This window comes from Eisenbergiella sp. OF01-20 (assembly GCF_003478085.1).
Classification (GTDB): Bacteria; Bacillota; Clostridia; order Lachnospirales; family Lachnospiraceae; genus Eisenbergiella.
In genome coordinates this window covers 1-15013 of the sequence record NZ_QUES01000055.1, presented here as the reverse complement: position 1 = coordinate 15013, position 15013 = coordinate 1, and the positions used below count along the sequence as shown (strand labels likewise).

General features: G+C 48.0%; 12 protein-coding genes and 1 riboswitch. All 12 genes read left to right on the top strand.

The features are described 5' to 3' along the window. Positions 1-22 precede the first annotated feature (22 nt). The 12 genes from DXA36_RS30775 (at position 23) to DXA36_RS30720 (ending at position 14872) form a co-directional block, all read left to right on the top strand. Positions 23-1822 carry a cache domain-containing sensor histidine kinase gene (locus tag DXA36_RS30775; protein ID WP_118683138.1) on the top strand — a complete coding sequence of 600 codons (1800 nt, stop codon included), beginning with the start codon at positions 23-25 and terminating at the stop codon, positions 1820-1822. Between the two features lie 125 nt (positions 1823-1947). After that, a complete protein-coding gene (locus DXA36_RS30770; protein ID WP_118683136.1) occupies positions 1948-3282 on the top strand; it encodes an ABC transporter substrate-binding protein in 1335 nt (444 codons plus the stop codon). A gap of 115 nt (positions 3283-3397) precedes the next feature. Then, positions 3398-4474: a M24 family metallopeptidase gene (locus DXA36_RS30765; RefSeq protein ID WP_182479338.1), complete on the top strand. Its 1077-nt coding sequence runs from the start codon at positions 3398-3400 to the stop codon at positions 4472-4474. Between the two features lie 80 nt (positions 4475-4554). Continuing rightward, positions 4555-5625 carry a M24 family metallopeptidase gene (locus DXA36_RS30760; protein WP_118683132.1) on the top strand — a complete coding sequence of 357 codons (1071 nt, stop codon included), beginning with the start codon at positions 4555-4557 and terminating at the stop codon, positions 5623-5625. Between the two features lie 18 nt (positions 5626-5643). Next, positions 5644-6606, top strand: coding sequence for a uroporphyrinogen decarboxylase family protein (locus tag DXA36_RS30755; RefSeq protein ID WP_118683130.1), 963 nt, complete (start codon positions 5644-5646; stop codon positions 6604-6606). A 31-nt stretch (positions 6607-6637) separates the two neighbouring features. Next, entirely contained in the window at positions 6638-7558 is a 921-nt protein-coding gene (locus tag DXA36_RS30750) for an aldo/keto reductase (RefSeq protein ID WP_118683128.1), read from the top strand. Between the two features lie 467 nt (positions 7559-8025). Continuing rightward, positions 8026-8859: a hypothetical protein gene (locus DXA36_RS30745; protein WP_118683126.1), complete on the top strand. Its 834-nt coding sequence runs from the start codon at positions 8026-8028 to the stop codon at positions 8857-8859. Between the two features lie 60 nt (positions 8860-8919). Continuing rightward, complete coding sequence (locus DXA36_RS30740) at positions 8920-9489, top strand: flavin reductase family protein (protein ID WP_118683124.1); 570 nt, start codon at positions 8920-8922, stop codon at positions 9487-9489. Between the two features lie 24 nt (positions 9490-9513). Then, positions 9514-11085, top strand: a complete 1572-nt coding sequence (locus DXA36_RS30735; protein ID WP_118683122.1) for a M23 family metallopeptidase — start codon at positions 9514-9516, stop codon at positions 11083-11085. A 582-nt stretch (positions 11086-11667) separates the two neighbouring features. Beyond that, positions 11668-12960, top strand: a complete 1293-nt coding sequence (locus tag DXA36_RS30730) for a UDP-N-acetylglucosamine 1-carboxyvinyltransferase (protein ID WP_118683176.1) — start codon at positions 11668-11670, stop codon at positions 12958-12960. A gap of 140 nt (positions 12961-13100) precedes the next feature. After that, positions 13101-13198, top strand: a riboswitch (SAM riboswitch). Positions 13199-13292: 94 nt separating this feature from the next. After that, positions 13293-14501: a methionine adenosyltransferase gene (metK, locus tag DXA36_RS30725; protein WP_118683120.1), complete on the top strand. Its 1209-nt coding sequence runs from the start codon at positions 13293-13295 to the stop codon at positions 14499-14501. 137 nt (positions 14502-14638) lie between these two features. Next, entirely contained in the window at positions 14639-14872 is a 234-nt protein-coding gene (locus DXA36_RS30720) for a hypothetical protein (RefSeq protein ID WP_118683118.1), read from the top strand. The last annotated feature ends 141 nt before the right edge of the window (positions 14873-15013 follow it).

The window sequence follows — 15013 nt, the reverse complement described above, 5'->3', positions numbered from 1 at the left end:
AAACACACAGATTGGAGTAAAGATGAAACGTAGGTATATCAGCTTTTTGACACAGATATCTTTGATTTGCGTGGGAATTGTTCTGCTGCCGTTTTTAGGAATTATGACTTATTTTGCAGTGGATATGTCACAAAAAATAGATGAGGAGTATGTTTCTGTACTTAAAAAAGCAAATGTACAGATTGAAACAGGGATTTCATCTGTTTTTTCTGAAGCGGAGAGGCTTTCTTATCTGCATATTGTAAACGACAGCCTTTCCGAAGTCCTGCGGCATAAGCATGAGGTATACGACAGAAGCTTTCTGGAAGATAACAAGGTAGTAACCAATATAGTGAGAGATGCTGTACTTCTGAATCCTAATATATATAGTGTGGTGATTATAAATAGTGCCGGCAATGCCTATGATAACAGTTTTAACAGCTATTACTGGAAAAATATGTACCGTGATCTTCCGGTATGGGGAGAACTGGCAAAAAGCCTGCCCGGAGGCCGTTTTATAAATATTCATTACGGCAGTACCAATGAACCGGAAGCACTTATGCTCGTAAAACCTCTGGAGGATATCGAAAGAGGGGAAACCCTGGGGACAATTGGAATCACCTTAAGTTTCCGTTCTATCCGGAATATTCTGAACAACGCGGTGCAGAACCATGGTAATCTGGCAGTTTATAATGAAGCCGGAACCCCGGTTTATACTTATTCCAGCCCGGATGTGAAGGGAGATGATACGGTTATTTATGATATCTGGAAGGAACTGCAAAGGGATAAAACGGATCAGGAGGAGTTTGTCAAGGATTTTACAATTAACAGAGGATCCTACATCGGCGGGGTGCAGAAGCTGGAACAGCTTGGATGGACGGTGGTGAATTATACCAACCGATCTTACATCAGAAGCCTTTATTACCAGAATATAAGGATGTTTATGCTTATAGCGGTTTTTGTAATAGTTTTTGATCTGCTGATCGCATTCATCTTCGTACGCCGGTTAAATATTTCAGTACATGGGCTTTGCCAGGCTATGGAAAATTCCGGGGAAAAAGGGATCCTGGAATCCATTCAGCCGGAGAGGACGGAATTTAAGACGGAGATAGATATGCTGATACACAGCTACAACAGTGTTATCCGGAGACTGAAGGATTCCATGGAACGCTCCTTGGTTTTACAGATGAATGAGCAGCGTATGGAATTCCGGATGCTGCAGGCACAGATCAATCCGCACTTTCTTTATAATACATTTAATCTGATTAGCTCGATTGCAGGAATACATGGAGTGGACAGTATCTGTAAAATTACAGGCTGTATATCGGATATGTTCCGTTACAGCATTCAGGAAAGCCTGATTGTCAAGCTGAAAGATGAGGTAAGGGAAGTCAACAATTATATGACTATCCAGACAATACGTTTTAAAGACAGACTATATGCAGATTTTGATATAGAAGAGGAAACCCTGGAGACACCTGTCCCTGTATTTCTGCTGCAGCCGCTGGTTGAAAATGCAATTATTCATGGACTGGAGCCGAAAGAAGGAATGGGATACATCAGTATCATTGCCTATATGGCGGATGACGAGGTGGAGCTGATCGTAAGGGATAACGGAGTGGGGATTTCTGCGGGCAAAATGAAAGAACTGTTGAAATCCATAGAAAAAGAAACGATTGAACCCATCAGTACGCAGGGACATTCCTCAATTGGAATCAAAAACGTGAATCAGCGTATAAAAGCCTACTACGGGGAAGCTTATGGAATCAGGCTGGAAAGCCAGCTGAATATGGGGACATCTGTGGTTCTCCGGATACCTAAAAATATAACAAAAATAATATAAAATACATATAAGAAAAGGCATATATGACAAATAATAAAGTGCATATTTTTTGCGGGAAGTATTTTGTAGAATAAAAGTATCAAAAATAAAGGCTTTTACAAGCGAAAATTAGGAGGAGGTTACAAATGAAGAGAAAACGGTTGGCTGTTTTTTTGACATGCTGTATGACGGCAGGGATACTCGCCGGATGCGGAGGAGATAATGCGGATACCGGAAGTACCCAGGCCGGACAGGAAAGTGCTGGAGCATCGACCCAGGCCGTTTCGGTTACGGCAGAGGAAGAAGGAGAAGGCACGGGGGAAGCTATCACAATTGAATTTTTCAACCAGAAGCAGGAAGAAGCGGCGCAGCAGGCTTATCGGAATGCTGCGGAGGAATTCCATAAAGAATATCCGAATATTGTCGTGGAAATCAATACCGTTCCTGACAGTGACAAGGTTTTGACAGCCCGTATGGCAGCAGGGGATGTCCCTGTTGTATTCCATGGAAAGCCCACATCTCAGGCGTTTTTTGAAAGTGCTGAAGCCGGATACTGTATGGATCTTACAGATCAGCCTTTTATAAAGAATGCGATTCCTTCTCTTCTGGAAGCGGTGAAATCCGAGGATGGTAAGGTATATGCCATGCCGTACAGCCAGAACTTTATGGGTGTTTTCTATAATATGGATATCTTTGAAGAGCAAAACCTGGAAATTCCGGAAACCTGGGATGCCTTTATGGAGTTGTGCCAAAAACTGAAAGATGCAGGAGTACAGCCTCTGGAGGAAAGCTATAAGGATACGGGGATGGCAGGACATTACCGTGGCGGTGCTATGGCAGCCCTGTTCCCGGACGGTGCTTTATGGCTTGCGGAATGTGCCCAGGATCCGGAAAAGAAGCCTTCTGACAATCCTGATTACCGGACATTTGCGGAAAAAGCAATTCAGATCATGGATTATTGTAATGATGATGTATTCGGAATTCCGCAGACGCAGGCTATGGAGAATTTCGCCAATGGAAAAGCCGCCATGATGATTTATGGATCCTATGGACGGGGCACCTTTTTGGTGGCTAATCCGGATCTGAATCTGGGTGTATTCCCCATTCCGGGGCTGACGGAGGAATCCGGCCTTGTGTATGCTGGTGTGGATGCCTGTTTCTGTGTATCCGGAAAAGCATCTCCTCAGGAACAGGAAGCCGGGCTTAAGTGGATAGAATTTCTTTCCCGTCCTGAAGTTGCACAGAAATGGTCTGATACGGAAGGAGCGCCGTCCGCAATAGACGGTGTACAGTACGGAAGCGAAGGAAGTCTTCCTATGCTGGATAAAATCAAAGAAGGAAAGGTAAGGGAATGGAAAGCCTATTATGATTCCAGATTCAGTGACACGGAAGCTTTCCAGGGCCTTCTGATGGATAAGGATGTGGATAAATTCCTGAAAAATGCGGATGAGGTTTGGGCAAATGCCCATATTTCAGGCTGAAACCCAGCCTGTTTAGCAACAGCCTGCTCTTGGTGGGAGGATGAAGAGGGAACGGATTGCTTCATCCTCCCTGTTCTGTATCAAGGAAGTTATCCGGTATAGGAGGAGAAGTTTAATGGAAGACAGATTAAGAAAGCTGATGGAATCCCTGCCGGAAGGTATGGACGGTGCGCTTTTGCTGGCGCCTGTTCACCGCAGATATTATCTTAATATGGTAAGCAGCGCGGGGACTCTTCTGGTGACCAGAAGCAAATGTTATTTTATTGTGGATTTCCGGTATATTGAGATGGCGAAAGGGATCATACGGGGGGCGGAAGTTATTTTACAGGAGGATCTGGAGAAGCAGCTTAAGCAGTTGATTACCCATGAGAAGCTTACATGCATAGGAACGGATGTCGGGCATATTACGCTGCAGGTGTTCCGGGAATATCAGAAAATGACAGGGGATCTTCTTGTTATGGATACCCGGCTGGAAAAAGTGGCAGACAGGCAGCGGCGCGTCAAATCACAGGATGAAATCGGCAAGGCGGTAAAAGCCAAAGAAATTCTGGACCGGGTGTTCGGACGCATTACCCCATATGTCCGCCCGGGGATCAGGGATGATGAACTACAGCGGCGTCTTGGAATTCTGGCGTCGGAGGAAGGATCCCAGAGGGGCTCCTTCGGGTTTTCGCTGTCCTTCGGGGATAACTGTTTTGACAGTCTTACCCTGCCGGATCACATTTTATCCGGAAAAGTCCTGCAGGAAGGGGATTTGCTTACCCTGCGGCTGGCAGCTGTTTATGAAGGTTATTGGGCGGATATGAGCAGGACAATCTGTGTGGGGAAGGCATCCGCGGAACAAAAAGAGCTTTACAGACAGGCACTGAGAGTGAAGGACTGTATGATCAGGAATTTACGCAGCGGTGTCCGGCTGGGGGAAACAGCTGCCTCCGCTTTCGAAGAAGCAAAGGGGCCAGGTGTCCTGCTCTCCTGTGAATATGGGCACGGAATCGGCCTGGAGGTGGAGGAGGGGGTTCGTATTACGAAAACTACGGAAGAGACGGCGGAGAATGGGATGCTGCTTTGTTTAGGAGCCAGATTGGGGATTCCCGGAAAAGGAAGTGTGAAAATAGAAGAGATGGCTGTTGTGGAAAACGGTGCGGCTTCTATATTGGGAAAAGAGTGCAGTCCGTATCTGGCTGAGGGATAGGAGGAACGTTTGAACGTTTCTTTCAAATTACTTATTGTTGCAGTATCGCGGGTAAACCCGCGATATGCGGGGGTATTGAAATGAATAAGAGAATAGAACGATTGATGCAGAATCTTCCGGAGGATATTGACGCGGCTCTTATAACGGGATATGATATCCGGCGTTATTATACCCGGCAGGCCATACCCGATTCTTTTCTGTTGGTATCCAGAACTGCAGTATGGCTGTTTGCTTCTCCTTTTTACAGGGATAAAGCGCGGAAGGTAAAGGATGCCATATATGTGGAAGGTAAATGTCTGCTGTCCCGGCTTACAGAGCTGTTGATTAAGGAAAGGGACAGTATCAAAAGGGTGGCGGTACAGGCGGATCAAATGACGGTGGCGGAATATGAGCAGCTGAAGAGGGTACTTCCCTGCGGTCTGACAGCAGACGGACGCCTGGATGATGTCCTGTACCTTCAGAATTGCAGGAAGACAGAAGAAGAGGTACGGGCAGTTCAGGAGGCACAGGATGCAGCTGATAAAATGTTTACAGAGGTTCTTAATTATGTGCATGCCGGGATGGATGACTGGCAGCTTCAGAAAATAGTTGGGATTCTCCTGCGTGATTTCGGTTCCCAAAGGGATTCATTTGACCATGTGACAGGTGTGGGAGTGAATACATCCATGCCCCATGTTCGTCCGAATGGAACGGTGATACGTCCCGGTGACTTTGTTATGCTGGATGTGGGAGCCACAATTGACGGATACGGTTCGGATATGACCCGGATGTTTGCAGTGGAATATGCAGATGAAAGAAAGCGGGAGATTTATGATTGTGTCCGCCGGGCACAGAAAGCGGGCTGTGATGCCATAGAGTTGGGCAAACCCTGCTGTGAGATTGACCGTGCGGCCCGGGAAGTTATAGAAGAAGCGGGATACGGCAGGTATTATATGCATGGATTGGGACATTCCATTGGAATACAGGTTCCCGGGGGGCCAAGATTTAATCAGACAGACACGACGCCTGTATTCAGTGGACTTATCATGACCGTTGAACCAGGTATTTATCTGCCGGGAGAATTTGGCGTACGCATAGAGGATATGCTTCATATTGGAGAGAATGAAATCCGTAATATGACTCACAGCACCCATGAATTGATCATTGTATGAACAAAGGGGAAAAAATAAATGAATAAACGGGAACGAATGAAAGCAGTATTTATGAATCAGGAAGCCGATTATGTGCCGGCCGGCTTTTGGTTCCATTATCCGGCGGATTACACGGTGGAACAGCATCTGGAAGGCCATTTAAAGCTTTTCCGTGAGACGGATCAGGATATTATCAAGCTGATGGATGATAATTTCGGTAATTTCCTTACGCAGGGAATTCGTATTGAGAAAGCTTCTGATTGGAGGCATATCACACTTCCCGGCAGGAGCTGCACCCATTACCGGAGAATGGAGGAACTGATTAAGAGGATGGCTGATAAGGCAGGCAGGGATGCCATGATCTTCCCTACCATGTGGAGTCCCTTCAAAATAGCCTCCTTTACCTATGTATTCAGCGGCAGCAGCGATGAAAAATTCATGAGGCACTGCAAGGAAGATCCGGATTCGGTATCTGCCGGTGTCCAAGCAATTGCAGATACACTGGAGGATTGGGCGGAAGGCTTTTTGGATGCGGGTGCGGATGGCCTGTATTATTCCGGGCAGTTCAGCGAACCCGGGCGTTTTTCCCAAAAAGAGTGGGAGACTTTGGTTATGCCTTCTGATCTGCAGATTTTAAACAGGGTACATGCCCGGAAAGAAAAATACAATATTGTTCATATCTGCGGAGAAGCAGAGCATAATTTTACTGCGTCACCCGAACGATATAAAAAATATCCGGGAGACCTGTTTAACTGGGATGTGCACAGGGATCATTTTACCCTGGAACAGGGAAGGGAATATTTTGGGAAGCCCGTACTTGGCGGACTGGATAACCATGGGATATTAATACACGGAAGCGCTGAGGATATTGCAGGGGAAACCCGCAGAATAATCGGCAGTTTCGGGAAAAAAGGCCTTATGATAGGGGCGGACTGCACAGTCCCCGCCGATATTGATGTGAACAGGCTGCGAGCTGCCGTCATGGCCGCACGGGAAGTATAGAGGCACATATATAAGAAAAGAGGATACGTACATGAAATACATAAAAATCAATGGTACTCCGCTGGAGGTATCCAATATAATTATGGGCTGTATGCGTCTGAACAGCCTGAGCCTGAAGGAAGCACGGCGCCATATTGAAACAGCCATTGCCGCGGGGATCAATATGTTTGATCATGCGGATATTTATGGAAACGGGGAATGTGAATCGCTTTTTTCCAGAGCCATTAATCTCAAAGGCGCCGTCAGGGATAAGATAATCCTCCAGAGTAAATGTTCCATCAGAGACGGGTATTATGATTTTTCAAAAGAATATATTATCGGGGCGGCAGAGGGAATTCTGAAAAGACTGGGAACGGATTATCTGGATATTCTTCTTCTCCACAGGCCGGATACATTAATGGATCCGGAAGAGACGGCTGATGCAGTCAGATACCTGAAAAAAGCGGGCAAAGTTCGTTATTTCGGAGTTTCCAACCAAAATCCCGTGCAGATAGAACTGCTTCAGAAATACTGTGAGGAAAGGCTGCTGGTTAACCAGCTGCAGCTCAGTCTCGTCCATACCCCGCTGATTGACAGCGGTATGGCGGTTAATATGCAGATTGACCAAAGTGTGGATCGAACCTGCGGGACATTGGAATACTGCAGGCTGAAAGACATTACGATACAGGCATGGTCGCCATTCCAGAAAGGTTTTTTTGAGGGCCCCTTTATCGGGGATATACAGCATTATGGGGAATTAAACCGATTGATTACGCGTCTGGCGGAAAAATATGAAGTCACACCGTCGGCAATAGCCGTCGCATGGCTGACCAGACACCCTGCCGATATTCAGGTGATTTTGGGGACAACAAAGGACAGCCGTATGTTGGAGGGCTGCAGCGGATCCTGGATACCGCTGACACGAGAAGAATGGTATGGCCTTTATAAAGCGGCCGGCAATAGGATACCGTAGAAGTCTGCACTGCCACAGAATACACAAAGAGAAGGAACGGATAAAACCAACTTTGCCTCCGTCCCTTCTTTTTTTATTATCCCCTTATAAAATGAGGAGTGCCCCGATGCTAAAAGCACCGGGGCTATTATGAAAAAATTTATCTATGTTTGCTAATGGATTGTTACGTTTGTTTCTCTTGAACTTATGAACATAGTATAACAATCAATTATGAATAAACTATGAACAAGTTGTAAATGTATAGTTAATTATAATAAAAAATAAAATGTACAATATAAAAAATAGTGCATAATATACAAAAAAGCTGTATGAATGCCGGAAAGAGAGATGTTGGATTTTTATCTGCATCCAGCATGAATAACCGGTTGTAAAATGCAGGGAATGATGCTAAAATGGGGAAAATAGCGGGCGTATGTCTGTTTTGTCATACAGGTTCAGGTTTAGCTTTACGCAGGAGGAAAAGTCAGATGGATAATTATAGAGAAGACCCGGCTTACCGGGGAGGCCCCGCAGGCGGCATGACGCCGGACGCCCAGGAAGCAAAGCGTCTCAGGAACCAGCTGGTGGAATATGACGGTTACCTTCAGGAAATGAGAAAGTCCAATATGAAAAACGTGGAAACACTGGATGTGATCCAGCGTTATACGGATAAAAGCATGGCGGGGATCCAGAAGCTGACGGAAGAAAGCGCGGCGGGCATGCAGAAACTGGCGGAGGAAAGCCTTTATGGCGTGCAGAAGCTGGCGGAGGAATGTGCTTCAGGCCTGCGCAGGTATTCTGCGGACGGCAGCAGCAGCCTGCAGGAGATGGCGGAAAACGGGAGTGCAGGGATAGCCGGGGTAGCCAGAACCGGGGAAGACGGCCTGAACCGTCTGGCGGAGGACGGGCTTCAGAGGCTGTCCCATCTGGCGGAGGTGAGCCTGCAGCAGCTGGAGGGGCTGACAGAAGACAGCCTGAGCCAGATCAAAGCCCTTGCGGAGGAGAGTGTTTCCAGGATTCAGGAAGTGAACAACCGGAATGTGGAAACAGCCGACAGAGTGGAGGAAATCCGTGAACTGGTTGCGGGACAGACGGAGAGCCTGCGGGAAATGCAGAAGCAGACGGACGAATTTACCCATAAGGAGAATGTGAAGGTTTACCGGAATGTGCAGGCCGTCGTTGTGGAGGAGGTCAAGAAGCAGACGGAGGAGCTGAAGGAGGCCAATCGCGGGCTGAAGCCCATGCTGGTCATAACACTTGCCGCAACGCTGGCTAATGTTGCCTTGTTTATTTTACAGATTCTGGGAATACTTGGTATATAGAAGGAACGTAATATCTGTGGAAAAAGCACGGAGTGGAGAGGAAGGAGCAAGGCGGACTCAATGGGAAAACAGGAATGGAAACCCGGTAATATGCTGTACCCGGTTCCGGCAGTTATGGTAAGCTGCGCGGATAAGGCCGGAAACAGCAATATCCTCACCGTGGCGTGGGCGGGTACCGTATGCAGCAATCCCCCTATGGTATCGATTTCGGTGCGGCCGGACAGGTACTCTTATACCTTTCTGCAGGAAACCGGGGAATTCGTCATCAATCTCACCACACAGAAGCTGGCGTATGCCACGGATCTGTGCGGTGTGAAAAGCGGAAGGGATACGGATAAGTGGAAGGCGGCCCGCCTGACACCGGTTCCGGGCCGGGTGGTGAAGGCGCCTCTGATAAAGGAAAGCCCGGTAAATCTGGAATGCAGGGTCAGACAGGCGATGGCGCTGGGCAGCCATACCATGTTTGTTGCGGAGGTTGTTTCCGTCAGTGTGGACGAGGCCTATCTGGATCAGAACAACCGGTTTCATCTGGACAAAGCGGATCCTATATGCTATTCCCACGGCATGTACTATGCTCTTGGGAAGGCGATAGGAAAATTTGGATACAGTGTAGCGAAGAAGAAAAAATAGTTTGCGGGAAGAAAAGCGGGATTCATGGAAAGTATTACAAAATATTATAGAAGATTAAGAGCCACATTCCTTTTAACGGCGTTCTGCGTTATAGCAGCCGCTGTTCTTTTTGTGCCTTCCTTCGGTAAGTATGTACGCGGGGAAAACAATGTGGCGGATATTCTGCTGAACGGGATTTTGGTAGGCTGCACGGACGAGCCGGAAAAGGCGGCGGACATTCTGCAGAGCGCAAGAGAAGTGCTTGTCAGGGATAATCAGGAGCTTGTATTCATGACGGCGAACCTGGAGCTGCAGGGCAGGCGTATGGTTGTGGGAAGAGTGGACAGTGAGAAGACCATCCGCAGCAATATGGAAGAGGTATTGAACAGCAGCATCTGCAAAACCCTTCAGCATGCTTATACGGTAAAGATTAATGAATATACCGTAAACCTGAAAACCAGTGATGAGGTTCTTGCGCTGCTGTACGCCTGTCTTGAAAAATACGATCCCACAGGAGAATATGTGGTTGATTTGGTCGTGGATCCGGTACGTGAGCTGAACGTTCTCACCACCTCCATCTGTAAGGCGGAGGAGCGTAAAAGCCCGGATGAGGTGGAAATCAGCGCCGGTGTGGGATTGTTCCTGGAAGAGGTATGCGAAGCGGCTGCGCCGGGAATCGTCGGGGATTTTGACAGTCTGGATTACGGGCTGCGGGATCTGGCCTATGCGGATACGGTGGAGGTGGTGGAAGCCTACCTTATGGAGGAGGAAATTACCAGCCTGGATGAGGCCATCGAACAGGTGACCAAGGAGCAGGAAAAGGAGCAGATCTATGAGGTGCAGCCGGGCAATACGCTTTCCCAGATCGCATTGGATAACGGATTGACCGTGGAAGGGCTGGTCGCCATCAATCCTTCCCTGGACAGCGCGGAATCCACCATCCGGGTAGGGGACGAGCTGATCATCACCGTGCCGGAGCCTGAACTTTCCGTCATTCATGAGGAACTGGTGTATGCGGAGGAAAGCTATGACGCGCCGGTCCAGTACGTGGATGTGGATGACTGGTATACCACCAAACAGGAGGTGGTACAGGAGCCATCCGCAGGGCACCGCAGGGTAGCCAGCATAATTACCTATAAAAATGAAGAGGAAGTGGGAGAGGAAATCGTCCTGGAGGAAGTGGATTATGAAGCGGTCCCCAAGATTGTAAAACGGGGAACCAAGGTACCTCCCACTTATATCAAGCCGATTTCCGGAGGGCGTCTTTCCTCCAATTACGGCGGGCGTAACGCCCCGACAAAGGGAGCTTCCACCAACCATAAGGGAATTGACTGGGCAACGCCGGTGGGAACTGCTGTTATGGCATCCTCCGGAGGAACCGTTACAAGGGCCGGCTGGGGAAGCGGCTACGGATATGTGGTCTATATCCAGCATGCCGACGGAAGGGAAACCCGATATGGGCATCTGAGCAAGGTGCTGGTTTCCGCAGGCCAGCAGGTCAGCCAGGGACAGAAAATCGCTTTAAGCGGAAATACCGGCCGCAGTACCGGTCCCCATCTGCATTTTGAAATCCGTATCAACGGACAGGCGGTCAATCCGCTTCAATATCTGAACTGAGAAAAACCAGAGCCCCCCCGCCGCAAAACCGGCGGGGGGATTTCTGAATAGTTATAAAGTTGTAACGATTCAGTCAGGCCTGCGCATTTACTGCGCAGACCGTAAGATAGAGATTCAGCAGTGCCGAAATCCATCGCCGAAGGCGATTTGGGATAGATTTTGGCAGTAACGGTGAAGGGACTGAACAGTTATATAAAGTTTTCCATTTACAAAGTAAAAAAATGTGATATAATCGCATTTGGATTATTAGGTGGCAAAAAATTTGTATATATGGTATAATAATCGAAAATTTGTATGTCAGATTTTACTAATCAGGTTTTGCATAAAGGATTTTGGACAGTTAATAATAATTCATATCGATAGAAAATTCGAACGGACGATGTACGTATAAGTATATATCTGCAGTGGTAAAAAATGGTAACAGGCCGGATTTATCTGAACTGTTATACAAATTGTGAGCGAGTGACCGCCGGGGCAGCTTTGTGAGTTGGCGAAGCGGCTTCAGGCCGGTTTCCTGGAATCGGTATGCCGGAACTGCATGGAAATATCCAGCATAAGTCCGTCATGCATAATGAGGTTAATATGGAACAATATGTGGTTGAAGGCGGGAATCCGCTTGTTGGAGAAGTGGAAATAGGCGGTGCCAAGAATGCGGCCCTTGCCATACTGGCTGCATCGGTTATGACCGATGAGACGGTTTTAATAGAAAATATGCCCGATGTGAGGGACACCAATATCCTTCTGCAGGCGATGCAGAGCATTGGCGTAATTGTGGAACGTGTGGACAGGCATACGGTAAAGGTCAATGCCTCCCATATCCATGAGCTTGTTATCGAAGATGATTTTATTAAAAAAATTCGCGCTTCTTATTATCTCCTGGGAGCGCTTTTGGGAAAATACAACAAAGCAGAGGTGGCGCTTCCCGGAGGCTGCAATATCGGAAGCCGTCCCATTGACCAGCATATCAAGGGCTTTAAGGCGCTGGGTGCCGATGTGCGGATCGAGCATGGATTGATAATAACCGAAGCACCCAATCTTAAGGGAAGCCATGTCTATATGGACGTGGTGAGTGTGGGAGCTACGATCAACGTGATGATGGCAGCTGCTATGGCGGACGGCATGACCATTATTGAAAATGCGGCAAAAGAACCCCATGTGGTGGATCTTGCCAACTTCCTGAACAGTATGGGAGCTAATATCAAAGGTGCCGGAACGGATGTGATCCGTATCCGCGGGGTACAGAAGCTTCATAAAACCGAATATGCCATCATTCCCGATCAGATAGAAGCGGGTACCTTTATGTTTGCGGCTGCGGCAACGCAGGGGGATGTGACGGTTAAAAATGTGATCCCGAAGCATCTGGAATCCATCAGCGCCAAGCTTATGGAAATTGGCTGCGAAGTAGAAGAATCCGACGATGCCGTAAGGGTGGTTGCTTCCAGACCGCTGAACCATACTCACGTAAAGACGCTTCCTTATCCCGGTTTCCCTACGGACATGCAGCCGCAGATCACGGTTGCGCTGGGGCTTTCCCAGGGGACAAGCATCGTGACGGAAAGCATTTTTGAAAACCGTTTTAAATATGTGGATGAGCTTACCAGAATGGGTGCCAGCATCAAGGTGGAAGGAAATTCCGCCATCATTGACGGCGTTACCAGATATACAGGTGCCAGTATTACCGCACCCGATCTCAGGGCAGGTGCGGCTCTGGTGATAGCGGCTCTTGCTGCAGAAGGGGTTTCCACGGTGGATGATATCCTTTATATCGAAAGAGGATATGAGAATTTCCCCGAAAAGCTCCGCGGCATTGGCGCACAGATTGAAAAGGTGGATAACGAAAGGGATATTAAGAAATTCCGTTTTAAAGTCGTTTGATCGTAACCGTTCAGGCGGCTCTTTGTGCCCTGCGGCATCCGCATTGCACAATTTTATCAATTTGTCCCGTTGACAGACAGCTGATTATGGTGTATTGTAAGAAACGTAGTCACAGATAAGAAAATTCAATATTGTATCATCTCTTATTCAGAGTGGTGGAGGTACATAGGACCTGCGAAGCCACGGCAACCCCTCAAAGGAAGGTGCCAACCTGAGCGAGTAATTCGAACAATAAGAGGATTTGATTATCATTAACATCGGGTCCGCTTATAGAGCGGACTTTTTTTGTGCGGCAGAATACGGAATATCTGCAGCACAGGTAAGGAGGAAACATGGAGAAACATTTATTTACATCCGAATCCGTAACGGAAGGACATCCCGATAAAATGTGTGATGCCATCTCCGATGCAGTGCTTGACGCGCTGATGGAGCAGGATCCCATGAGCCGTGTGGCCTGTGAAACCTGTACCACCACCGGCCTGGTACTGGTAATGGGTGAGATCACCACCAGGGCCTATGTGGATATCCAGAAAATCGTACGTGATACGGTAAGGGAAATCGGCTATACCAAATCCGAATACGGATTTGACGCCAATACCTGCGGAGTAATGGTAGCTTTGGACGAACAGTCCGCAGACATAGCCATGGGCGTTGACAAAGCGCTGGAGGCAAAGCAGGAAGAGAAGGTTTCCGCGGAACATAAAATGACAGAAGCCCAGCTTGACGCTATCGGCGCAGGGGATCAGGGCATGATGTTCGGTTTTGCCACCAATGAAACAGAGGAATATATGCCTTATTCCATCAGTCTTGCCCATAAGCTGGTAAAACAGCTTACCAAAGTGCGTAAGGACGGAACGCTTCCTTACCTGAGACCGGATGGAAAGAGCCAGGTAACCGTGGAGTATGACGAAAAGGATAAGCCTATCCGTCTGGAGGCTGTGGTTCTTTCCACGCAGCATGATGCGGATGTTACCCAGGAACAGATCCATGCGGATATTAAAAAGTATGTGTTTGATCCGATTCTGCCCGGGGAAATGATCGACGGGGAAACCAAATTTTTCATCAATCCTACCGGACGTTTTGTAATCGGCGGACCCAACGGGGACAGCGGACTGACAGGGCGCAAGATTATCGTTGACACCTACGGCGGCTATGCCCGTCACGGCGGCGGAGCCTTCTCCGGGAAGGACTGCACCAAGGTTGACCGTTCGGCAGCATATGCGGCCCGTTATGTGGCGAAAAATATCGTGGCGGCAGGACTGGCGGATACGTGTGAAATCCAGCTGTCCTATGCAATCGGCGTTGCCCATCCCACTTCTATCATGGTGGATACCTACGGAACCGGGAAGCTTTCCGATGAGAAGCTGGTGGAAATCATCCGCGATAACTTTGATTTAAGGCCGGCCGGCATTATCAAAATGTTGGATCTTCGCCGCCCCATCTATAAGCAGACAGCAGCCTACGGCCATTTCGGACGTCATGATCTGGATTTGCCCTGGGAAAAACTGGATAAAGCAGAGGATTTAAAAAAATATCTGTAAGTTATAAAGTATCGGAACGGTTCAGACTTGTATGAACCGTTCCGATACTTTACCCTGATTTTACATAAAATTTTCTATTTCCGGATAGATATAAAGTGTGGGATTTGTTACGCTTAAACCGGAAAGGAGGAATTTATATGGAAAACAGGGCATATGGCATGGATAAAGGTCGGTTCGCTTTTCTGTACAAATTGCCGCCTAAACTGATTTTGCTTTTGAATACCGCAGTTTGGCTTACGGCCGGCCTGCTCCTGGGAGCAGCGGCGGAGAGCCTTCTGGGAATTGAGATATATGCAGCAGGAACGGCGGCACTGCTATCCCTGACAGTGGGATATTGCGGAGGCGTAATCTATTTAATAAGAAGAAAGTAAGAAGTATCTGGAAAAGCATCGGTAAGCCGGTGCTTTTTTCCATGGAGAATGGGTGCAGATAAAAAAGGTAGGCGTCACCCGCCCCGGTTTCCCTGTGCGGCCTGCTGCCCTGCAAGGTTCCTTCCAGGGGACGCTTCCGCT